Consider the following 22,464-nt stretch of genomic DNA (forward strand, 5'->3'; position numbering starts at 1 on the left):
TTACCGCCCCGACCGCTATGAAATGTATCAGCAAGGGCGAGTAAAATGGGCCGCTAGATGCTTATTGCTGTACTCCTGCAGGCGGCTCTGCTGAAGCCGGCTCGCCACTTTCTATTTCTACCAGTTCATAGCCTCTGGCTTGACGAACGACTTTCAAAGCCGGTTTCGCAAAGGCACTTTTTAAGCGCTCAGCATCCGCTTTTAGCTCTTCTATGTCGTGTCCGAAGGGCGCAGCGCCGGTCTCTGACCAATTGGTCACTTTACCACTGCTGGTATATTCCACTTCATGAATCTGATAAAGCGGCTCTTTTCCGGCTTCCTCAGCCAAAATAACGCGGTAGTTCCAAAATCCAGACATAGTTACTCTCTCTATAAACACTCCCCTTAGGGCTTAGCGCAAACTTTACCAGCTCAAGCTCCCAATATAAACGAAAAAACCCGCCAATTGGCGGGTTTCAATAAAGCTTAAAATGATTCTCGCTTAGAAGAAGCTCACTTTAAATTCAGCACCGATGTAGCGCTCTTCATTCACCATTGCGGTGTTGTTGTTGAAGTCGATAGCACCGATAGCTTGCTGCTCATCAAACATGTTGCGTACGAAAGCTGATACTTCATACTCGTTATCACCCTGGTACCAAGTATAACCAGCACGTAGGCCTACTTCCGTTAGCGGTTTGCCTTCAAACTCAACTGACTCGTATAGGAAGTAATTGATTTCACTACGGTAAGAAACATCGGCGTAAGTGAAGAAATCACCCTCGCCCATAGGTCTGATGTAGCTGAGCGTTAGGTTTGAGATCCACTCAGGCGCATGCGGTAGGCTGTTACCGTCAAGAATTGCCTGGCCACTGTTGTTGACAGGGTTGGTAACGATGCACTGTGCACAGACATCAACCGCTAGGGTGTCGTCTTTCAGCTCAGTGTTGTTATAGCTCAGGTTAAACGTCGCATTAAGGTTGTCGGTTAATACCCACTGGGTATCAACTTCAAAGCCATAACCAGTGGTTTCATCGGCATTCACTAAACGGTTAAAGTTAGCACCACCGCCAACCGCAGTAAGCTGCTGGTCGTCCATGGTGTAATAGAACACGGCTGCATTGACACGACCACGGCCATCAAGAATATCCGACTTAATACCGGTTTCGAAAGAGGTCACGGTCTCAGACTCTGCAATCGTCACTTCGTTACCAAATAAGATACGACCTTGGATACTTGGAGCGCGGAAGCTATTTGCTACGCGAGCGTACCAATTGATGTCATCGCTCACTTTGTAATTGGTTGAAATATCCCAGCTCACATGGTCATCACTTGGGTTCTCTGTAAGGAGCAATGCACCGCCGCCGACAGGGCTTTGGGTACGATTTGCTGAGAATTCTTTCTCATCGTCTGAGTAACGCAGACCCACAGTGACTTTCAAATCATCAGTCAAGGTGTAATCCGCTGAGCCGAATACCGCCCATGCTTCGGTATCCTGCTGTTGAATCACGTAGCCATTCAATATACCAGGCTGCGCACCATAAGTGTCATAGCTAAAGTTTTCAATGGTTAATGCTTCATCAAAGTAGAAAACACCCACTTGGTAATTGAAGTCACCGGCAAAGTTACTCGATAGACGAAGCTCTTGCGTGTATTGGTCTTGATCTGGGATGCCATCGGCACTTTCAGATGGGAATGGAATAACACCCGGGCCCATGTCCGGTAAGAACGCAGCACCGTAACCACCGTCAATGTCGGCGCGCGAATAAATTTCTGCGCTTTCCCATGCAGAAATAGAAGTCAGGGTGTAAAAATCATTAACGTCCCACTCAAGCTTAAGGCTTGCACCTTGCGACTCAACCTGTTGCGTCGCACGCGATGCAGCATCGTGGTAAACCACGTCATGCTCAAAGTTGTCGACTAAATCATTGCTACCGCGTTTAATAGCATTGGCGCGAAAGGCGATAGGCGTACCATCAAGGTCGCGTATGTGGTAGTTAAACAAGCCGGTGAAGTCGTCACCTTCGTACAAGAATTGTACACGCGCCGCTTTTTCACTGTAGCCGCCAAGCACATCTTCTTGCTCAAAACCTGGCGCGCGGTTATCAATGTAGTCGTCTTTTTCTTGCCATAGCAAAGAGACACGCGTTGACAGGCGATCGGTTAACCCACCACCGACAGCGCCTTCAAAATCTACGGCACCACGGCTACCGTATGAGACTGAGCCATAGCCTTCAAATTCTTGACTCGGTTTAACCGTATCGAACTTCACCAAACCTGCTGGGGTGTTACGGCCAAACAATGTACCTTGTGGACCGCGAAGTACTTCAACGCGGGCAACGTCAAATACCGGGAAGCCTTTTAAAATGGCGTTTTCTTGAACAACTTCATCAACAACAAGCGAAACCGGTTGTGAGGCATTCAAATCGAAGTCTGTATTACCTAGACCACGAACATAAAAGCGTGGAAATGAACGACCAAACGAAGATTCAATAGATAGACTTGGGATTTTCGCATTCATAAAACGAATGTCCATGCCCGCAGAGCTATAGGCTTCTAAGCCATCACCTTGCAGTGCAGATACCGCAACAGGCACTTCCTGAGCGTTTTCTACACGCTTACGTGCGGTAATTTGAATAACTTCGAGAGAATTGTCTTTTGCTGCAGGACCTTGTTGTTCAGCAGCGATTGAAGAGAATGAAGAGCCGGCAGCGGCTGAGAACAACGCTGCGTTAATTAATGTTGCAAGCGTGGTACGTTTCATTGCTTTCATGTTGGTTTTAGCCTTTTGTACACTCTTTTGTTCAACGGTAGATATGTAGCGCCGTTTCACCTGGCACAATGTTCAATTTTGCGCGCATCCTCGAGCGCGGACCTTAAATTTGAGAGTGTAAGAGCAAAAATAAGGCTGAACATTACGGGCGAGAATTATAGCACTGAAATCTGAAATTAGTTCAGTAAAAATTCATTAATTTGCAACATTTATCTACTTTTAGATACAGGTTTGATTTTTTTAACCGATTTCAGATGCAAATAAGGACATTTGTCCTTTTAAGTACAAATTCACCCTTGCGTACCTAGACACATTTGCTATATCTCGCTCTGCCTGCATTATAGTTTTGCAAAACTCAGTGGTTCAGGCGCAGCTAATGCGATCCCTAGTCGGTTCAAGCACTCGATAATTTGTAGGTTTAACGATTCAACTATGTGCAGATAATAGTCAAAGTCTGTGGTTTGTGCATAACTTAACACATCTATTTTTATGCCTCTGGGCACAAACCCGCTGAGTCGTACTCGACACGGTTGGTCGGCAATATCTTGGTGCTGCTCAAGTATCTCGCGGATCTGCTCTAATAACTGCGCTAACACCTGGTGTTGAGTTGAGCGCTCAAGCACAATATCGGGTCTATAGGCTATGCGCTCACGCTCAGATATATTCTCAATTTCCATATCGACAAACTTGGCATTTGCTATGTGTATAACGCTGCGTTCCAAAGTGCGCATTCTCGTCGCACGCAGGCCTATCTCCTCAACAACACCAAAATAGCGACCAACACGACATACCTGACCAACTTTGACCGGCGCAGAAGCATACAAGGTAATCGCACCGATAATGTTTTCTACCGACTTTTGTGCTGCTAAGGCCAGCGCCAAGCCTCCAATTCCAAGCCCGGCAATCAGTGTTGTGGCACTAAAACCTAAATTCTCAAACCAGACTAATAAGGCAATAAGAGTCAGCAGAATCTTCACGACATTCCCTGCAGGGCGCAGTAAAAATTCGGCCTGAGTATTGTTGTTGCGTTGCAAGCGTAACGTTAAACGCAAACGAATAACATCAACGACTTTAAGCAAAAACCACGTCCACGCCAGAATTAACAAAGTTGCGCCTTCGAATATAGCTCGGGTGGCCAAGGTGGAATTAGCCTCCGAGGAGAAAGTGCGGGCCAACACAATCCCCAGTAAAAAACATAATGGCCCGGTTACTAACGCTTTTGCTGGCTGGCTCACGTCGGCTTTAGCACGCAATAGCAAATACAGAAAAATGCGCGTACTTAGATAAGCAATCAGTAAAAATGCGAGCAGGTTCAGGCTGTAATAAACCCATTGCCACAACTCAACCCCTAAAAATGCCCTATGAGGTAGGTGGCGATACAACCACTCACCCGCTTGAGAATAACCAAACTCTTGGCGTAAAAATGGCACTTGGTTTACGGTCGCATTGGACACTTTCCATATGTAGTTACCCGGGGTGTCACCGGGCACACGCTGTAATAAAATTTGCACCGCTCCTCGTGAGGTGTCTATCTCTCCCACTAGGTCACGATAACTAGGCACAGGCTCATTACGACTGCCTGCGGGGTGATTACTCAGCGCCTGCGTATCTACCCATAAAGTGCGATTAAGCACCAAAAAGAGGGTGTGTGCGAGCTCAGCGTGATTCATCGCCTGAGCTTGCAGCGATAAATTGCGAAAGTCCAAATAGTGCGCCGCCCGCTCAAAGTCGCGTTGGTGGGCTGCATGCAAATATCCCTGCATAGCACTACGCGGCGTTTGTCGATTAAACTCATCGATTATTAGGTGCTCGTTAGTAGCAACCTCATCGTCTGGTAACGTAGGCTGCTCAGCGTGCTCACTGTTATCCTTTGCTTGTTGTTGCTCATTGTTTAAAATTTCTTTCACCGTAACTTTGGCTTCAAGCGAGTAAGGTAAAACAAGGGCAAGGGCCAACAGCCCACATTTGAAACTACGCCAAGGGGTCATCACATCATCCATCTGTTTTCGCACTCTATAAAGCATAGCCATAAGCGCCAAACTTGCGCACGTGGGTCGATATAAATTGCCTTCAAAGCAAGCACTTGCTAGATTGACTAAGCAATTGGCACTATCAATTTAACCACTTAGCCTGTTTGCAGGCTGCATCGATAAGTAGCACGGGCGCAATCTTTTGGACTGTGTTGTTATCGCAAGGAGGGATGATGAGTATCGCAAAGTCACTACCCGGACAATGGCCCATTTTCATACTGCAAGGCTTAGTAGCAATCATATTTTCGGCCATCGCTTGGTTATCACCGCAATTAACTATCAACGTGTTAATTTTTATTTTTGCGGCCTTCTTTTTACTTGATGGCGGCTCAAGAGTCTGGCTGGCGTTAAAACAAAAAGGCCAGAACGGCTATTGGTTTGTCACCTTAATAGCCGGCCTTTTGGGGATTGTTGCGGCTATTATCACCTTGATCATGCCCCAACTAACGGCCTACGTGATGCTCTACCTCATCGCCTTTTGGGCAGTCGCTATCGGTGTTACAGAAATCGTTGCGGCAGTGAAATTAGCTAAACATTTACAGGGCACCACGCTTATATTAATCAGTGGTATATTGTCGGTGTTATTTGGTGGCTACCTTATTTTCAACCCCGGACAAGGTATTATTGCCATGCTTTGGCTAGTCGCTCTGTATGCCTTTGTGTTTGGCCTTATTTTATGTTGGCTAGGGGTTAAGTTACGTACCCTCGAGAAGCAATTCGACTAGCTCACGCTAGTCGAATTTAAGTTATTAGTGCAAGGCTGCACGAAATGGTAAAGAGGCGCAAATTTGTGCCTCGCGCTCAATCACTTGGGCTAACCGCGCATCGACTTCAGCCTTGTCGAAATACTCATAAGCAAGCTCAACAAATAAGTTTTTATGTTTTTCTTCTGATTTTGCAATCGCGACATAAAATTCTTTGTCTTTACCAGGTGGCAACGCGTCAGCTATTAGCGCGAAGCGCTCATGGCCTCGAGCTTCAATCACAGCCGCGACCAGCAGCCGGTCCATCATAAACACGTCTTTTCCATGGCGAAACATGCCTCGCAGCTGATTCACATAAGGGTCTTTTTTATCATCCCCTAGGTTCACATCGCGCTCGCTTAGCAACTTAACCACTTGTTTAAAATGAATCATCTCTTCGAGCGCTAAATCAGTCATCGCTTTAACGAGCTTGCGTTTATCTGGGTAGTGAGACAGCATCGACAACGCCATGCCCGAGGCTTTCTTCTCAGCGCCAGCATGGTCTTGTAAAAATGTGTCAAAATCGGCCAGTACAGCGTCAGTCCATTGTGCTGGCGTGTGGTATTTGAGTTCGAACATGGTCAATATGATGAGTATACAAACAATGGCCGGCATTCTATACCAAATTTGCACGCACTCATACCGCTTCCCCCCTAAGCCACGCCTCAAGGTTATCGACCTTGCCGTTGCGCGTGGAGGGTACTTTCAGCGGGTGCTTTAAGTCGCGCCAAGCCATCACCTTATTATGCTGGTTAAGGTGCGCAAATTGCTTGCTCGTGCTATTGGCTCCAACAAACTGGCAAAATTGCTGAAAACTCTGCGGCTCACTGATATCAATTGTCAGTAAACGGTGCGCTTGCTGAGCAAAATACGTCGATACCTGTTGCTGATGCCGCTTATAGCAATATTCAAGGTGCTTACCATCAACTAGGCTTTGTTCATTCAAAGGCGAAAATACTCGATGGTAACTTGCTTTAAGAAGCGGACTAAACCCCCCTGTATCGCTCAATAAATTGGTACTCATTCGCTGCAATAAGCGTTGGATAGACTCCAGCCAACGCTCTGGTTGCCGCTGCAAGAGCACAAATTTTGCCTCAGGGAAGCGCTCAGCCAGCTCCGGGTAGTGGCTAAAGCAGGGTGTGTCGGCGATGAGCTCCGCACGCTCAAAACACGCTTTAGTATAAGCTGTGTGGGCGGTGCGAAGACCTAAATCGAGCGCAGCAGCACACACGCTGGTTGTGCCGCTGCGCGGTAAACCTATCACAAATATTTTCGACATGGCCATAGTATGGGTTGTTAAACATTGCTGTGGCCGTTATTGTACTCACTGCGTTGCGTGGCTGCGAGTATTCGCTGGTTTACATGCACTGAGTTGGTCGATACACATCTGAATATCGGCAGTAATACTCGCTAAAGCGCCTTTGAGTGCTGGGTCGCGAGCTTCACTGACTGCTTTTTTTATTTTCGCCAATAACTTCTTCTCGAACTCAATGAGATCGATTATCATTGACTGCTCAGGCCTGTTAGAAAAATGACTCTTAGCTTGCGCGTACCAAGCGATCGCTGTACCCAGCCAAGTATTTTCTATACTGCTGTGATCGGGATTTTCATCCACATCGTAGACAGATAACTGGGCTTGTTCCCGTATTTTTGCCATATTGATAAAGACATGCCTGACGTTGTAGTCACCGACCTGCTCGGCTGCCTGCTTATAAAACGTCGCCGCATCTCGGTTCAGCTTAAGAATATCTTTGGCAATTTTTTTATCACGTTTTGCTTGTGTTTGGTCAAGGTTAACCATATCTAAACTCCTATGGTCGCTGATGTACCAAGTTCACCTGCAATTCATATACCATTATTTATTTTATTATAAATCAGAAGGTTAGAAGGACCTCCTCGCTGAACCCGAGTAACATCTACCCGCTGACTTGTTATTTTTACAACTCTTTCAAGGAGAGTGATGTATGCACCAGGTTAAAATGTTTGTACAACTCAGCGATCCCGAGCTGGTCTCGAAGCTGGCTAAATTAGAAGTATTAAAAAAGTTTCAGCTGGTCTACGCAAACGAGTTTGAGCCGTGGGAAGCGCAAGTTGCCCAGTCGGGTTGTGATATTGCATTAGTGGAACTCGAAGAATTCAATGAACAAGGATACAACACCCTAAATGACACCGACGCGTTATCGCACGTTGAGTTTCTATTTTTAAGTAAAGGTAAGCCAAATCCATATCTTGATAAGTTGATGCGCGATGGTGCCGGGTTCCACTGCCGTGCCCCGTATGATTTGGAACTGATTAGCGAAACTCTGCAAGACAGCTACGAACTGTTTGGTGAAGCCAGCCAATCAAGTAAAGCTGTTGAGTCCAGCGACCTTGACCAATTTGGTTTATTAGTCGGCTCTTCTAAGTCTATGCACAAGTTGTATCGCACTATTCGTAAGGTCGCACGCACTGATGCCAACGTGATGATTATTGGCGAAAGTGGTGTAGGTAAAGAGCTCGTTGCCAATACCGTTCATATTGCTGGCGATAAGCCACAAGCACCTTTTGTTGCGATAAACTGTGGTGCGCTTTCCCCAGAGCTTATAGATAGTGAGTTATTTGGTCATGTGAAAGGCGCATTTACAGGTGCACACCGCGATCACCAAGGGGTCTTCGACCAAGCTAAAGGCGGTACGCTGTTTTTAGACGAAGTAACAGAGATGCCATTAGAGCAACAAGTTAAGTTACTGCGCGTGCTCGAAAGCGGAGAGTATCGCGCCGTAGGCAGTCAACAAGTGAAACATGCTGATGTGCGTATTGTTTGTGCAACCAACCGTAACCCGCAACAAGCCATTGATGATGGCATTTTCCGTGAGGATTTATACTTCCGCTTAGCGCACTTCCCTATCCGAGTGCCACCACTGCGCGATCGAGGCAATGACATCACCGGCCTCGCTGAGCACTTCCTTGCCTACCGTAATGCCCAAGAATTGAGCCACAAACGTATCGCTACCGATGCACTTAGCCGCATTGCTGCTTATAACTGGCCAGGCAACGTACGGGAGCTAAAACACACCATTGAACGAGCGATGATCTTGGCCGATGACGTAATCAAAGCCGAACATCTTTCATTGGGTGAATCAGTAAGCAAAAGCGACAGCAACAGCGTCGATATTCCTACTGGCGTTTCCTTGGAAGAGTTGGAAAAAGCGGCAATTTTGAAAAACTTGGAAGAGAACGCCGGCAACAAAACGGACACCGCCGAACAATTAGGTGTTAGTGTGAAAACACTCTACAACAAACTAGAAAAGTACTCTCAGGACTAATCAGTTTACGGGGCTTGCTATGAACAAGCCCCGACATTCTAGCCATCATATCGGTTACGGCTTTTACCCTGCTCTCGGCCATCAAATAAATCACGTAAATCAAAGGCAAAGGCCTTTAATTTCTCTTTCATCGTTCGCTTAATACTGACTTCCACACTCCCGAGAATAATACGCCCATGGATAATAATGCGCGGTCGCTGTTTATCTTCGTATCGCGGCCCAAGTGAGACCCGCTTATTAACCAGTGACCCCATGATATTGGTGGTCTGAGTTTGCACATCTACATTCTCTGGCACCACAATTTCATCACTGCCCAAAATACAATTAACGTAAATGTGTACTTCAGGGTGAGAAAAGATAGCGTTGGTAAAGTCTAATTCAATGCTTCCCAAATAGTTGTTTAGATGAATTTCTTTAGGGACAACCCATTCACCGCTGCGTTGGTCCGAGCTTAATATGGCGGTAATTTTCTCACCATAAACCTGCTCGCTACTTTGCGTGAAAGGAGTGCGCATACGTGCCGCCTTCTCGCTGTTGTAGCGTGGGTCGCTGTGCAGCGGCAGATCAGCAACCAATGTTGCTAGTTGCTCTTGGCAGCTGCAGTCATACGCTTGATCAAGGCGACGTTCAAACGCCTGCGCTGAAATTTCACCATGACTGTAATTTAAAATTAGCTGATCGATGATCTCTTCTTTTACTTGCGCTAACGGCCTGTCCTTTAAAGGAACACTCATGTTCACACTCCTGTTGTCGTTTTGCTTACCTAAGCAAAATCAGCGCCAAATATTAATTCCTTTAGTTTCAGTCAGATGGAGATTAAGCCAGTTCACCGCATTCGCCAAAACCACCATATTTACGCTTAATTAACGATATTTTAATTATCTTTACTGAGTAACTCCCCATGGCGCGGGTTGCGACGCCAAGTAGGTGAACTAAACTTCAAGTGTCTCCCCAACATCCCGAGTGCCATGTTACATCTACCAACATTGATAGTGGTATCGACTTTACTCAACGCCTTTATTGGCGTCTTTTTGTTGTTGGTGTTTTACCAACGTGCGCAACGAAGCTTTTTGTATTGGGGATTATCTTGTCTGGTATTTAGTTTAGCTGAAATAAGCGCGACTCTGCGTGTGTTTATCGACTTACCGGTACTGACCCATTACAGCGCCCAACTATTGATGATAACAGCGCCATTGCTGGTGCTAAGAGGTATACTCTGGTACAGCTCTTCAAAACACCATAACCCGTTGTTTATCTATTTTATTCTGGGTTTCAGTGCGTTGTTACTGGCGTTGTTGCACCACCAACCACTGTGGGGGCAGATTTACACTTCTATGGCTATTGCCACACTATTCTTTGCCGCTGCTGCGGCTATTAGAACAACAACCAAAGGCAATATATATGCCGCCACTTTGCTTGTTCTCGTCACCTTGCATGCGCTGGTAATGTTGGTTCAAACGGGCCTGTTGCTTACCAATTTGTTGCACTGGGAGCAATCATTACCGCCTTGGACCAAACAGTTAGTCCTTGCTGTTCACTTACTACTGACCACGTGCACGGCACTGGTGTTTCCGATGCTTTTTTTCATACGCTCAGAAGCTAAACTCACTAACTTAGCTAATTTCGACCCACTCACAAACTTGTACAATCGTCGTGCGTTTTTCTATGAAGGCGAAAAACGACTCGCGCAGTGTATTGCTAAGCAGCAGCCGCTTGCAGTCATGATGATAGATTTGGATTACTTTAAGAAGGTCAATGATCAGTTTGGTCACGATGGCGGAGACGCTGCGTTGCAATGGGTGAGTCAGCGCATTCGCGAGCAACTCAGAGAAGATGATTTAGCTGCGCGTATTGGCGGAGAGGAATTCGCAGTGATTTTAGCCAATACCCATCAACGCACGGCGCTCAAAGTGGGCGATCGCTTACGTAAGGCCATTGCCGAGGGCTCATTTTATTGGCACCATCAGCGCCTGCCGCTGAGCATTAGCATCGGCGTCACTTGCCGAGAGAGTGGCCATTTTGATATTAAAAAGATGCTGATTGAAGCGGATAAAGGCCTTTACGAGGCAAAAAGCCGTGGCCGTAACTGCTTGGTTGAAATCCATCATAGCGACACCATCACGGCTTCTACTGGCTAACACAAACCGACATACAAGGGTTTGAGTAATAATAACTTTTAAGAGACAATAACGCTTTTACACGGAGATCAGTAAATGCGTCACACCCTTGTCATTGCCTTGGTGGCCTTATTCACCCTGAGTGCCTGCAAAACCACAGTGCCAGTGCGAGACTTTCCCTATAATGCCATTCCTATGGCTCAGAGCCAAAACCACAGTGATAAGGATATTGAAAAAGCCATTATCAAAGCATGCCTGCAGCTCGGCTGGCAGTGTGCAGCTAAAAGCGAAGGGGTCGTTGCTGCGGTGCTCAATATTCGCACTCATCAGTTGACGGTTGATATTAATTATACCCCGAGCCAGTTTTCGGTAGAGTATGTTGACTCTGTCAATTTAAGATACGATGGCAAGAAAATCCATCGCCAGTATGTCAATTGGGTCAATAATTTAATACGCCATATTCAGGCTGAATTAGTAGTCTAACGCAACGGGGTATTGCCTCACTTTGAATGTGAGCGGTACTCCACCTTGCCGTCTTTATGTATATTAAACAACCACACCTGTGCGCCATGATAATACACAAATTCGTAGCCTGGGTATGGGCTTTGCTGTAACCGGCTGACAAAGATATTGATATCCGCTGGCGCAATTTTAAAGCGTCCCGTCGCCCGTTTTCTATCGGCATGAGTGTTAACTTGAAATGCCTTGGCCGATAGCGGCAATACCTCAGGTAGCTCCCCCTGCTCAAATAGTTGTGCTCTGTGTGCATCTGCATAACTTGCGTAATAGCGGGTTTGTGGTTCGCTACACGCCGCAAGTGATAACGTCAGTAACAACCCTGTTAGTAATCGCACTGTTTGCCCCTTTGCTCTATTCGAGCTTATAACCTAGCGACTGATCACTGACCCTAGGCTTAACTTTAGTGCTGCAACTAAGGAAGGAGCTAAAATTGCAGCTGAGCGATATTAGCGCCGCAATAAAAGCAATGACGGCGACGAGGGCTCACCTTGTGGCCACAGTCTTTGCAGTGACTCGACGATGCGACTTTACCGTCGAGTTTGCCATCACGTAGGTCGATTTCCTCTATCTTTCGTAAAATATCGCTGCGGCTGACTCCCATATCTTGCAACAACTCCAACGCGGCTAAATTCATTAAATATAGGGAGTCGATTTTTTCTTCCAGTGTCTGCAAATGTGCACTATTACCTTGCGAACGGTGTTTGTTTTGGTCGTTCGTGACGTCATTTTTACGGATACGAAGGTCTTGAAAGGCTTGGTGTAAATATTGGCTCATAGCTATCGTCCATGGGTTATCAAAGAAGCCATAGTAACGCAAATGACACCGATGTTGGCAAGCGCTTCACTCACCCTATTGCAGTTGACCGCAGACAACGAAGGCCGCTAATCTAAAGGCACATAATAACAACAAGGATACGCTCGTGAACCACACCCGGCTTACGATATCTGCACTGCTCTTGTGTATGGCCTTCAGCGCCAATGCGCAAAAGACCGAAACAGTGTCGCACCTTCAACAACAACTCCATAGTGAACAGAGCTCTGCCGCTAAGCTTACCCAACACTATTTAACACGTATTGACGCGCTAAATGATAACTATCGTGCGGTGATGGCCATTAACAATAACGCCCTACACGATGCGCAGCGCCTTGATAACTTGGCTCGTGAAGGTCAATGGCAAGGACCACTTCATGGTATGGCGGTACTGGTGAAAGACAATATAGCCGTTGCTAACATGACCACTACAGCTGGGGCCTTGGCCTTAGCACAGAATGTCAGCAGCGCTGATGCCCAGGTCATTTCTCAGTTACGCAGCGCCGGAGCGATTATTCTCGGTAAAGCCAATCTTAGCGAGTGGGCGAACTTTCGCTCCAACAGCTCTTCATCTGGTTGGAGTACCCTAGGTGGGCAAACGGCTAATGCCGTTGATGCGACCCGTAGCCCATGCGGCTCCAGTTCTGGCTCAGCCGTGGCGGTAAAACTGGGCTTCGCGCCCCTCGCGTTAGCCACTGAAACCGACGGCTCGATTGTCTGCCCTGCTGCGGCAAATGGTGTTTATGCGCTCAAACCTAGCTATGGTCAAGTCTCCCGCGTGGGTGTGGTGCCATTAGCTGAAAGTCAGGATACCGTTGGAGTAATGGCTAATTCGCTAGCGGATGTGTTATTAGCGACTCAGGTCATCGCTGCACCCGACGCCCAAGACCCAAATCACCACGCCTTTCGCACCATCAATTACACAGAGGTAAAGCCCAGTAGGGCAAAGGAATTAACACTTGGCTATGTTGATTACAGCCACTTTACCGCCGAGACCCAGGCTGTGTTTAAAAAGCAGCTCAAGCAATTAGAGCGCCATGGCATTAAACTTATCGAACTGCCTCAAGCTGATCTGGGTAGTATGTACCGCCAAGAGTTCCAAGTGTTATTGTATGAATTCAAACGCGATGTGAACGCCTATCTGGCCGCCACGCCAGCGCAGGTAAAGGTGAAAACGCTAAGCCAGCTGATCGCCTTTAATGAACAGCACCAAGATCGCACCATGCCCTACTTCGGTCAAGAGCTGTTACATCAAGCAAATGCCATCGATTTACAAGCCCAACGCGAAGATTACTTGGAGGCATCACAGCAGTATCGCCTCACTGCGCGTAATGCACTACAACATTGGTTCACAGCAAATCAGCTCGATGCCATTATCAGCCCCACCAACTCTCCGGCATGGAAGATTGATAAAATTAATGGCGATCATTATCTCGGTGGCGCCAGCACGCTCGCTGCCGTGGCAGGTACGCTCCACATTACTCTGCCTTTAGCTGATGTTCAGGGTCTGCCTGTAGGGTTTTCTGTTATGGCGAATGTCGGCGGCGATGAACAAGCCATTGCAGCGGCCAAAACCATTGATTCACTGCTTGAGCACACTAGCCTTTAAGCGCGTTGGCTGCCCACCACAATAAAAGCACCGCAATAGAGAGGCCAGCAATGGCCTTTGTTTTGTGTTTTCTGATCACCCGCTCGGCATGATTACCAGCAAAATATACCACCGCCGCCAAGCCAAAATAGCGAATTGAGCGCGCTATTGCACTGGCTAAAACGAACATTAATAGGGAGTACTTGGTCGCTCCCGCAGCCAGCATCGCTATTTGAAAAGGAATAGGCGCAATACCTAAAGTGAGCACAAACCAGAACCCTTGTGCTTGCATCTGTTGTTTGACTTGTTCAAATTGCTCAGGGCTAGAGAACGTATCAATAACCCACTGACCGACCAGGTCAAACAAAAAATAACCGATGGCATAACCAAACAAGGCACCGACTATACAGCCCAAAGTAGCCATAAGCGCGATTAACCATAGTTTATCTCGTCGTGCTTGCATCAATGGCACCATCACCGCTTCTAAAGGAATAGGCACAATGGTCGACTCTAAAAAAGAAGCGAAAGTGATGCCTTTAAGCATATGCTTCGAGTCTACGAGTTTTTGGGTCTTATGCTTTAACGTTTTTGAAATTGCCATCCGATGTGCCTTGTATAAAATTCAAAAGTTTAGTGAGTACTAATGACTCTGCTATTGTTCGCTCAGCAAAGAAGCTTTATAAGCTTATATTTACTACACTTAATGCAGTCTTATAGGCTTTTAGTCACGTATAAGACTGTTAAATGTTATAATAAAAACAGTGTATCAGCAGTCACTTTAACCGTTTCTGTATGGGAACCAGCGCCTATGAAGTTAAGTAACTTAATGAGCACGCCAGTGGTTACTTGTTCACCCGATGACACCCTGCGCGTTGTCAATGATATTTTCAAACGCACGCAATTTCACCATGTGCTGGTAGTAGAGCAATCGTTATTAGTTGGGGTCGTCTCTGATCGCGATATTTTTAAGGCATTAAGCCCGAATGTTGGTAAGGCCTCGGCATCCAAAGCCGACTTAGCCACTCTCAATAAACGTGTTAGCCAAATTATGACTCATTCCCCTGTTTGCTTACCAGTACATGCGCAACTTATTGATGTGGTGAAGTTATTTAACGAACATATTATTACCTGTGTGCCTATCGTTAATGAACAGCGCCAACCGGTGGGGATTGTGACTTGGCGCGATATTATGCGTCTGTTACTCGAGCGTTATCAAAGCAAGGCCGGTAAATAAGCAGGCACTAAAGTAACGACAAAATCTGTTCACGCTCTTTCTTGGGCATGTTACTCACCACCAAAGTATAGGAATTATCTATCATTCTTTGGATTTCGCCCGCTGGAATGGAGCCATCCAGTATCACCGTATTCCATAGCTTTTTATTCATATGATAACCAGGGATGACCGCAGTGAAAATATCGCGCAGGGCCTGGGCTTCATCAGGGTCACATTTTAAATTTACGCGCCAATGGCGATTATCTTCATCCTCTTTCCCCATTTTTCCAAGCGCTAGGGTGGCAAACATTTTATCTTTTACCTTGTAGACGTCGACCCCAGGGCCAAAGGGCTGCGCCACTGAGCTCAATGGCTTAGTGAGCAAATAATCATGTACGCCTTGACTGTCCATATAAACTCCTTTTAAGGCTAAGCAAACTAGGGCGATCACTCGCCCAAGTAGGGCCTAATCTAACCATTTAATCTAATACCCCACAAGTATATTGAAAAAGTACCTCAGATCCGCAACTTACTCATACTCGCCGTTAATCGCATTGCAGTTGCCAGCATTAACCCGCCCACCTAGGATGATATTTTCTGGTTAAAAAAAGTACTTACTTATGAATGCGCTAACCCCTTTGATACTCACAGCTGCGCTGCTTGGCGGCGCATCGTTGCCCGCCCAAGCCGACAACAAGACCTTCAGCTCCGAGGATATTTTTGCCCTCGAGTACGCCAGCGACCCGCAAATTAGCCCCGATGGCAAGCACATTGTGTATGTCCGTCGTGGCTACGACATTATGAAGGATAACAATAAGCAAAGCCTGTGGCTCTATAGCCTAAGCACTGATGAGCATACTCCGCTGTTTGCAGATCAATATAGTTACGCTCAGCCACGCTGGTCTCCCGATGGTACACGCATCGCCTTTACCAGTAATCGCAGTGGCTCTTTGCAAGTGCATATGCACTGGCTGGCGCAAGATAAAACGGCGTTATTATCACAATTGCCAAAACCAGTGCGCGACCTCACGTGGTCTCCTGACGGCACACAACTGGCTTTTACCATGACGGTGCCACAGGGCCCTTCCGATTTTGTAAAATCAGTGAAGTTACCGAAAAAACCCAAAGGCGCCGACTGATCTAAACCAGTTACGGTTATTGACAAAGCTCGTTATCAAGCCGATGGCCAAGGCTTTTTGACGCCCAGCTTTCGTCATGTGTTTGTGCTTCCAGCCGAAGGCGGCGCACCACGGCAATTAACACAAGGCGATTATCAACATTATGGTCCATTGGCGTGGAGCCCGGATGCGACACAAGTTGTGTATGCATCAGATAAGCACCCTGATTGGGAGTATCGCACCACTGAGCTTGACCTGTATGGCGTGGATGTTGGTACCTATAGCACGACACAGCTCACCGATTTGCCCGGCCGTGAGACCCATCCCCAATTCAGTCATAATGCTCAGCAGCTAGCCTTTCTATCCCGAGGTAACGCCGCAGTTCCTTACGTTAATACCGAGCTGAGCTTGTTAAATCTCAAGTCCGGGGCCGTCAAGTCACTGACATCAGAACTGGATCGCGCTGTCGGCCATTATCAATGGGCGGGCAAAGGGGATTTTGTCATTCAGTACGACGATCGCGGCCAACGTAAGCTTGCCACCCTAACCCGCGCAGGAAACATCACTGAACGCGTCAGCTCAGTCGCAGGCACATCCATAGGTCGCCCTTATGTCAGTGGTGAATTTTCCATGGCAAACAATGGTGCCCTCGCTTTTACTCAGGGCAGTGCTGAGCGCCCCGCTGATTTAGGGTATTTTCACCGCAACAAGCAGCGCACGCTAACAGCGCTCAATGAAGACCTGCTCGGCCATAAAACCTTAGGGCAAGTGCATGAGTTAACGGTGGAATCGCAGTTTGATGGGGAACCTATTCATGGCTGGTATATCACCCCTCCTGATTTTGATACGACCAAGCAATACCCACTGTTGGTGGAAATTCATGGCGGCCCACACCTAGCCTATGGCCCCAGCTTTAGCGCCGAATTACAGCGCTATGCGGCCGCTGGCTATGTGGTGGTCTATATGAATTATCGCGGCTCCACGAGCTACGGCAAAGACTTTGCCTTGTTACTTGATGGTAAGTATTCCTCAAAGGAAGATTTTGCCGATCATAATTCCGCCGTTGACGCATTAATCGCTAAAGGCTTTATTGATAAAAACAACCTCTTTATCGCTGGTGGCTCTGCCGGCGGCATTGCTGCTGCCTACGCCATTGGTTTAAGCGACCGTTTTAATGCTGCGGCAATCACCAAGCCGGTGATCAATTGGGTCAGTAAAGTGCTTACCGCCGACAGTTATTTAGGGCAAATTCGTAACCAGTTTCCGGGCATGCCGTGGGACAACCTCAGCCACTACTGGCAACGTTCACCACTGTCGTTAGTCGGTAACGTCACCACTCCGGCGATGATCATGACAGGAGAGCAGGACCGCCGCACGCCCATATCGGAGTCCGAGCAGTTCTATCAAGCGTTAAAACTGCAAAAAGTAGATACCGTACTGATCCGTGTACCCGGCTCTGCCCACGGTATTGCTGGGCGCCCCTCGCGGATGATTGCCAAAATAGAGCATACATTAGCCTGGTTCGAGCGCTACAGGAAATAACCTCAACATCAGCGGGGCATTCACGGCCCCGCCTAGCTTTAAGGTTGCTTTTTCGACGCTTTGGTGTGCGCCAAGACAAAGAGACTATCCCAGTATTGCTGCCACTGCGCTAACGCAATCCCGTAACGATATTGATGGCCAAACAATATGCTAGTAGACGGCGCATTTTGCACAAAGCGCTGCATTGCTGCGCGGTCAATAAAGAGTGCTTGATGTGTTTGCAATTCATGCTGTTGCGCAACTAGACGTTCAAATTGCTGTGGCTGGGCCATAATCTTTTTACTTGCCATCGTCACATAGTCGCGATACTCGCCACTGGCGGCGCTAATATGCACTGAGTGCACGCTATCGCCAAAGTGTTGCTTCAGCACAGTGCCTAAGTTTGCATAGTGATGCTCAATAAAACCGCCGTAGTTTAAGTGGATATAGTGACCCCAGATAATCACTTTTTTATCTGCCAATTCACTGCTCAGTAACCACTTCACGTTGTCGGCCATAGCCAAGTCGTGCTCGTCATGACGTCGCTGCCCTGCTATCGACTGCGCCACGAGCACTAACCCATGGAGTAACCGGGCGACATACTTTGGTCCTTGGTATCCTTGCTGGTCGCTGACTGCCGTGTTTAAAGCGTGCTGGAGGCGATAGGAGGTAGCAACATAGGCTTGTTGCTGCTTTGCATTAATATGCTGTGGTTGGCGCTTCAGCACCGCTGCGTTGGTACGTTTAAATGCAGCCCAGTCGACCTCTTTAGCAACACTTGGGATGAAACGCTGACTTTGCTGGATGATAAATTCGCTTACCTGCGCCTTAGAATATTCACCACTGAGACGACCATCAAAGCCAGCCAGCTGCAAAGGCCGCTCACTGCCTCGCTGTGCGTCAATATACCGCATGAGCGCTTGCACTGGCGCACTTGCGGCGTACATATAAAAGATGTTACCCGGTGCTTGAGCAGTGATAGCTTGACCGGGCTGTTGCCAGATTTGCGCAACATCAAATAGACCGCTTTCCAGTATCAGCGCATCAAAGCCTTGATGCTGGTGTAAATAACGCACCAAACAGGTCTTGAGTGCAAAATTCTGTTGCTCGCCATGGGTCAGTTCATCCAGCATAACAATACGTGCATCGCCAATCGCCTCGCCAAAGCGCGCAAAATTAGCCTGTTCACAGTGGTTATCGAGGTTTATTTTCTCTATTGTTGTGGCGCTTAATGCTGCTGCATAAAGGCTCAACAATAACGTTACTAGCCACTTCATAGACGCGCTCCTTTTTCGCCGACTAACATCCGTATTAATGTCCCATCTCGGTCAATAAAGTGGTGTTTTAATGCTGCCAATGCATGGATAGCCAGTGTAAAGCATAGCGCCCAAGCACAGTATATGTGCACCGCTAATCCCCAGTCGCTAAGCGCTGCTGAGTGAGCAACGACTTGCTGCTGAGTATCTATGTTTTGCGCCAGCAATGGCCAATCGAATAAAGCAATGCCATAGCCTCCAAAGCCGCTGTAAGCAGCGCCCGACACCACCATTATTACCAGCAGCACCAACAACAACCAATGAAAGCCATGCACCGCTTTCGCGCCCTTACCTTTAACCGTGCTCTGCCAGGGTTTGAACCAGCGCAGCACCAGTCGGGGTAGCAGCAATAATGCCACCACCACGGCAACGGATTTGTGTAAGTGATATAGGCCATAGTCGGCGACATAGGTCATGTAATATCCCAGGGTCAGCAACCCCAAAATAAGCGCCGCCATCAGCCAATGTAGTAGTCGGTTTACACCTGCATAAGTCATTAAGTACCTCCTCTTTTTTCTTCAAAGGTACTTATTAACGCATTGATTTAAATAACTTTGTGATGAAACAACTGAGTTTGTGACGAAATGCCTGGCTGTGTGCTTTGAGTTAATACTTGCTTCAGCGCTGGTTTAAAAGTTTTGCTCACTGGTACCCAATGATCCTCACCCACTAACACCTGCGCTTTGCCATTTTCCAATGGCTTAAGCTCACGTACGTGGTGTAGGTTAATCAGGTAACTGCGATGGACGCGTATCATAGGTGCCGCGCCTAGCTGCTCACTCAGTTGTTTAATGGTGGTGCGCACCAAGTAACGGCTATCAGCATCGACAACCTCAACATAATTACCTGCAGCGCGCACATACTGAATATCACTGATAGCGAGCGCTTTTTCCATGCCCCGATGCTGCACTGTGAGACATGCAGGAGCGATATCGGCTCCGTTAACTGAGTCGCGTGCTTTCACCTTGGTTACCAAGCTCAGGTAAATGGCTCCCATCACCAAAAGCACTGCAAAGGTGTACTTAGGTAGTAAATTAATGACTGCGCCAGCCCAATTAGGACCGTAAAAATCGAAATCGAGCGACACTCGGATATAACTTAGCAACAACACACTCACCACAGCACAGCTCAACAGCAGCGGTTTATACACTCGCTGAGAATGTGTTAGCGCATATATTGCTGCCATAGATAGCCCCCATAAAGCGCCCCACTCTTTCACCCAAAATAACTGTGAGTCGATAAAGTCCCAGCGTGCACCACCAACGTAGTGGCGCCAAAACAAGCAATAGAAATTAAATATAAAAAGCGAAGCTACCCATAAGACGCCCAGTTTCAGCGTTGGGTGGCTAAGCTGTTGCCAGCGCTGCAGCCAAGTCATGGTGTCAATCCATTGTCCGAATAGATTGGCAAAAATAACAAATCTAACGCGATAAACAAAGCCATGCAGCACAGACCAAGGTCGCATACAGCTTGCTCGAAAAAGAGCCTACATTTTGTAGGGTCTCTCACATGTAATACGAGGAAAGTAATTATGGCGGGCGAATATCAGCGCATTTACCAGCAGTTTCAAAGCGACCCAGTGCAATTTTGGATGCACCAGAGCCAGCGCATCGATTGGCATACGCCACCCACTGAGGCTTACCATCAAGACTCACAGGGGCTTTATCATTGGTTTGCCGATGCCAACCTCAATACCAGTTACTTGGCTTTAGATAGTCACGTTAACCAAGGTTATGGTGAGCGCGCAGCGCTGATTTATGACTCACCCGTCACCGCCACGCAACAAACATACAGCTACCGCGAACTGCGCGATGAAGTGGCTCACTTTGCTGGAGTCATGCGTGAATTAGGCGTCGGCAAAGGTGACCGAGTGGTGATTTACATGCCGATGATCCCGCAAGCAGTGATAGCGATGCTCGCCTGTGCACGCTTGGGCGCCATTCACTCGGTGGTATTCGGCGGCTTTGCGGCGCATGAATTAGCGGTGCGCATTGATGATGCCACACCCAAGCTGGTGCTCGGCGCCTCTTGCGGCATTGAAGTAGAGCGTGTCATCGCTTACAAACCACTCATTGACGAAGCCCTAGCCAAGGCACATCATAAGGTGCAGCACTGTATTATTTACCAGCGCCCACAATGCCCTGCTGAATTGAGCCCCATGCGTGATGTTGACTGGCATCAAGCAATGCAAACAGCCACTGCCGTTGACGCTGTTCCCGTAGCCGGAGATCACCCCTTATATATTCTCTACACCTCGGGGACAACCGGCACTCCAAAAGGGGTCGTGCGCGAGCATGGCGGCCATGCCCTGGCAATGCATTACAGTATGGAAGTGGTTTACGCCATGAAACCGGCGGAGGTGTTTTGGGCTGCATCGGACATCGGCTGGGTGGTCGGCCATTCCTATATTGTATACGCGCCGTTGATCTACGGCTGTACAACGGTTTTGTACGAGGGCAAGCCAGTGCGAACCCCTGATGCCAGTGCCTTTTGGCGTGTGGTTGAAGAACATCACGTAAATGCGCTGTTTAGCGCGCCAACCGCTTTTCGCGCGATAAAAAAAGAAGACCCTAATGGCGCAGGGTTTAAGCGCCATAACACGCAAAGTTTACAGCGGCTCTTTTTAGCTGGAGAGCGCCTCGATCCGCCCACTTATGAGTGGCTAACCGAAACCACCCAGTTACCCGTATTAGATCACTGGTGGCAAACCGAAACCGGCTGGGCTATTGCCTGTAACCCTATAGGTATTGAACCTTTACCAATCAAAGCAGGCAGTGCCAGTGTGCCCACCCCCGGTTTCGATGTGCATATACTTGATGTTGATGGCACCCCCTGCGCTGCAGGTGAAAGTGGTGCGGTTGCCATTAAGTTACCACTGCCTCCGGGGTGTTTACCGACCATTTGGCAAAACAATGAGCGCTTCAAAGCCGGTTACTTAAGTACCTACCCAGGCTATTATCTCTGTGGTGATGGCGGCTACATCGATGAGCAAGGCTACGTGTTTATCATGGGCCGTATTGACGATGTGATTAATGTCGCCGGGCATCGATTATCCACCGGCGAAATGGAGGAAATCGTTGCTGCCCACCCCGCTGTTGCCGAATGTGCGGTGTTTGGTATAAGTGATACCTTGAAAGGCCAACTGCCGATGGCAATGGTGGTGCTAAAAGACAGTTATTCAGGGACTTGGGCTGATATTCGCGCCGAGCTTATCAGCAGCGTACGCACACAAATCGGCGCCATTGCTTGTTTAAAAGAAGTGCTGTGTGTTGAGCGTTTACCGAAAACTCGCTCGGGCAAGATACTGCGTAAAAACCTCCGTCAACTGGTTGATGGCGAAGCGCTGCAAATTCCCTCTACCATTGATGATGCCAGTATTTTCACCCAAATAGCACAACAATTACGCAGTGCCTAAAGACCCGGTGCCCACGGTA

At 47.8% G+C, this 22,464-nt stretch carries 23 protein-coding genes; 9 read left to right on the forward strand and 14 right to left on the reverse strand.

Annotated features, from left to right (window positions below; genetic code table 11):
* Positions 1–61: 61 nt before the first annotated feature.
* From MHM95_RS11950 to MHM95_RS11960, 3 genes are all read right to left on the reverse strand, one after another.
* Positions 62–358: a hypothetical protein gene (locus MHM95_RS11950; RefSeq protein WP_239385364.1), complete on the reverse strand. Its 297-nt coding sequence runs from the start codon at positions 356–358 to the stop codon at positions 62–64.
* Between the two features lie 123 nt (positions 359–481).
* Complete coding sequence (locus MHM95_RS11955) at positions 482–2,749, reverse strand: TonB-dependent receptor (RefSeq protein ID WP_239385365.1); 2,268 nt, start codon at positions 2,747–2,749, stop codon at positions 482–484.
* 338 nt (positions 2,750–3,087) lie between these two features.
* Positions 3,088–4,737 (reverse strand): mechanosensitive ion channel family protein, encoded by a 1,650-nt coding sequence (locus MHM95_RS11960; RefSeq protein WP_239385366.1) that lies wholly within the window; start codon positions 4,735–4,737, stop codon positions 3,088–3,090.
* A 215-nt stretch (positions 4,738–4,952) separates the two neighbouring features.
* On the opposite strand from MHM95_RS11960, the gene MHM95_RS11965 reads away from it, so the two are divergent.
* Entirely contained in the window at positions 4,953–5,504 is a 552-nt protein-coding gene (locus MHM95_RS11965) for a DUF308 domain-containing protein (protein ID WP_239385367.1), read from the forward strand.
* A 24-nt stretch (positions 5,505–5,528) separates the two neighbouring features.
* Here the strand turns inward: MHM95_RS11965 and MHM95_RS11970 are convergent, their stop codons facing one another.
* From MHM95_RS11970 to MHM95_RS11980, 3 genes are read right to left on the reverse strand one after another with little or no spacing between them, the layout of a single operon-like run.
* Complete coding sequence (locus MHM95_RS11970) at positions 5,529–6,101, reverse strand: tRNA-(ms[2]io[6]A)-hydroxylase (RefSeq protein WP_045978298.1); 573 nt, start codon at positions 6,099–6,101, stop codon at positions 5,529–5,531.
* Positions 6,102–6,159: 58 nt separating this feature from the next.
* Positions 6,160–6,801, reverse strand: coding sequence for a sulfotransferase family protein (locus MHM95_RS11975; RefSeq protein ID WP_239385368.1), 642 nt, complete (start codon positions 6,799–6,801; stop codon positions 6,160–6,162).
* A gap of 45 nt (positions 6,802–6,846) precedes the next feature.
* Positions 6,847–7,323, reverse strand: coding sequence for a DUF2383 domain-containing protein (locus MHM95_RS11980; protein WP_022945304.1), 477 nt, complete (start codon positions 7,321–7,323; stop codon positions 6,847–6,849).
* A gap of 163 nt (positions 7,324–7,486) precedes the next feature.
* On the opposite strand from MHM95_RS11980, the gene MHM95_RS11985 reads away from it, so the two are divergent.
* A complete protein-coding gene (locus MHM95_RS11985; protein ID WP_235419758.1) occupies positions 7,487–8,827 on the forward strand; it encodes a sigma-54 dependent transcriptional regulator in 1,341 nt (446 codons plus the stop codon).
* 38 nt (positions 8,828–8,865) lie between these two features.
* On the opposite strand, the gene MHM95_RS11990 is transcribed toward MHM95_RS11985, so the two are convergent.
* Complete coding sequence (locus MHM95_RS11990) at positions 8,866–9,561, reverse strand: LiaF domain-containing protein (protein ID WP_239385369.1); 696 nt, start codon at positions 9,559–9,561, stop codon at positions 8,866–8,868.
* Between the two features lie 234 nt (positions 9,562–9,795).
* Here MHM95_RS11990 and MHM95_RS11995 point away from each other — a divergent pair, with 234 nt between their 5' ends.
* Positions 9,796–10,965, forward strand: a complete 1,170-nt coding sequence (locus tag MHM95_RS11995; RefSeq protein WP_239385370.1) for a GGDEF domain-containing protein — start codon at positions 9,796–9,798, stop codon at positions 10,963–10,965.
* A 75-nt stretch (positions 10,966–11,040) separates the two neighbouring features.
* Entirely contained in the window at positions 11,041–11,427 is a 387-nt protein-coding gene (locus MHM95_RS12000) for a hypothetical protein (protein WP_045978237.1), read from the forward strand.
* Between the two features lie 17 nt (positions 11,428–11,444).
* On the opposite strand, the gene MHM95_RS12005 is transcribed toward MHM95_RS12000, so the two are convergent.
* Entirely contained in the window at positions 11,445–11,798 is a 354-nt protein-coding gene (locus MHM95_RS12005) for a hypothetical protein (RefSeq protein ID WP_138588803.1), read from the reverse strand.
* Between the two features lie 89 nt (positions 11,799–11,887).
* Positions 11,888–12,238 carry a hypothetical protein gene (locus MHM95_RS12010; RefSeq protein WP_239385371.1) on the reverse strand — a complete coding sequence of 117 codons (351 nt, stop codon included), beginning with the start codon at positions 12,236–12,238 and terminating at the stop codon, positions 11,888–11,890.
* Between the two features lie 145 nt (positions 12,239–12,383).
* Between MHM95_RS12010 and MHM95_RS12015 the strand changes: the two genes are divergently transcribed.
* A complete protein-coding gene (locus MHM95_RS12015) occupies positions 12,384–13,883 on the forward strand; it encodes an amidase family protein (RefSeq protein WP_239385372.1) in 1,500 nt (499 codons plus the stop codon).
* Here the strand turns inward: MHM95_RS12015 and MHM95_RS12020 are convergent.
* Positions 13,873–14,463 (reverse strand): VTT domain-containing protein, encoded by a 591-nt coding sequence (locus MHM95_RS12020; RefSeq protein WP_022945313.1) that lies wholly within the window; start codon positions 14,461–14,463, stop codon positions 13,873–13,875. The genes MHM95_RS12015 and MHM95_RS12020 overlap by 11 nt on opposite strands.
* 207 nt (positions 14,464–14,670) lie before the next feature.
* On the opposite strand from MHM95_RS12020, the gene MHM95_RS12025 reads away from it, so the two are divergent.
* The gene (locus tag MHM95_RS12025; RefSeq protein WP_045978239.1) at positions 14,671–15,096 is read left to right on the forward strand and encodes a CBS domain-containing protein; all 426 of its coding nucleotides are present in this window, start codon (positions 14,671–14,673) and stop codon (positions 15,094–15,096) included.
* A 7-nt stretch (positions 15,097–15,103) separates the two neighbouring features.
* Here the strand turns inward: MHM95_RS12025 and MHM95_RS12030 are convergent, their stop codons facing one another.
* A complete protein-coding gene (locus MHM95_RS12030) occupies positions 15,104–15,487 on the reverse strand; it encodes an MmcQ/YjbR family DNA-binding protein (protein WP_045978240.1) in 384 nt (127 codons plus the stop codon).
* Between the two features lie 208 nt (positions 15,488–15,695).
* Between MHM95_RS12030 and MHM95_RS18890 the strand changes: the two genes are divergently transcribed.
* Positions 15,696–16,214 carry a DPP IV N-terminal domain-containing protein gene (locus tag MHM95_RS18890; protein ID WP_343224304.1) on the forward strand — a complete coding sequence of 173 codons (519 nt, stop codon included), beginning with the start codon at positions 15,696–15,698 and terminating at the stop codon, positions 16,212–16,214.
* Between the two features lie 57 nt (positions 16,215–16,271).
* Positions 16,272–17,735 (forward strand): prolyl oligopeptidase family serine peptidase, encoded by a 1,464-nt coding sequence (locus MHM95_RS12035; RefSeq protein WP_343224305.1) that lies wholly within the window; start codon positions 16,272–16,274, stop codon positions 17,733–17,735.
* 38 nt (positions 17,736–17,773) lie between these two features.
* Here MHM95_RS12035 and MHM95_RS12040 read toward each other — a convergent pair whose 3' ends face one another.
* The 3 genes from MHM95_RS12040 to MHM95_RS12050 are packed head-to-tail and all read right to left on the reverse strand — an operon-like array spanning position 17,774 to position 20,495.
* Entirely contained in the window at positions 17,774–18,991 is a 1,218-nt protein-coding gene (locus MHM95_RS12040; RefSeq protein WP_239385373.1) for an erythromycin esterase family protein, read from the reverse strand.
* The gene (locus MHM95_RS12045) at positions 18,988–19,527 is read right to left on the reverse strand and encodes a cytochrome b/b6 domain-containing protein (RefSeq protein ID WP_239385374.1); all 540 of its coding nucleotides are present in this window, start codon (positions 19,525–19,527) and stop codon (positions 18,988–18,990) included. Before MHM95_RS12045 ends, MHM95_RS12040 begins: the two co-directional genes overlap by 4 nt.
* Positions 19,528–19,574: 47 nt before the next feature.
* Positions 19,575–20,495: a LytTR family DNA-binding domain-containing protein gene (locus tag MHM95_RS12050; protein ID WP_239385375.1), complete on the reverse strand. Its 921-nt coding sequence runs from the start codon at positions 20,493–20,495 to the stop codon at positions 19,575–19,577.
* A gap of 66 nt (positions 20,496–20,561) precedes the next feature.
* Here MHM95_RS12050 and MHM95_RS12055 point away from each other — a divergent pair, with 66 nt between their 5' ends.
* Positions 20,562–22,445: a propionyl-CoA synthetase gene (locus MHM95_RS12055; RefSeq protein ID WP_239385376.1), complete on the forward strand. Its 1,884-nt coding sequence runs from the start codon at positions 20,562–20,564 to the stop codon at positions 22,443–22,445.
* The last annotated feature ends 19 nt before the right edge of the window (positions 22,446–22,464 follow it).

This window comes from Pseudoalteromonas sp. CnMc7-15, from assembly GCF_022347925.1.
Classification (GTDB): Bacteria; Pseudomonadota; Gammaproteobacteria; order Enterobacterales; family Alteromonadaceae; genus Pseudoalteromonas; species Pseudoalteromonas ruthenica.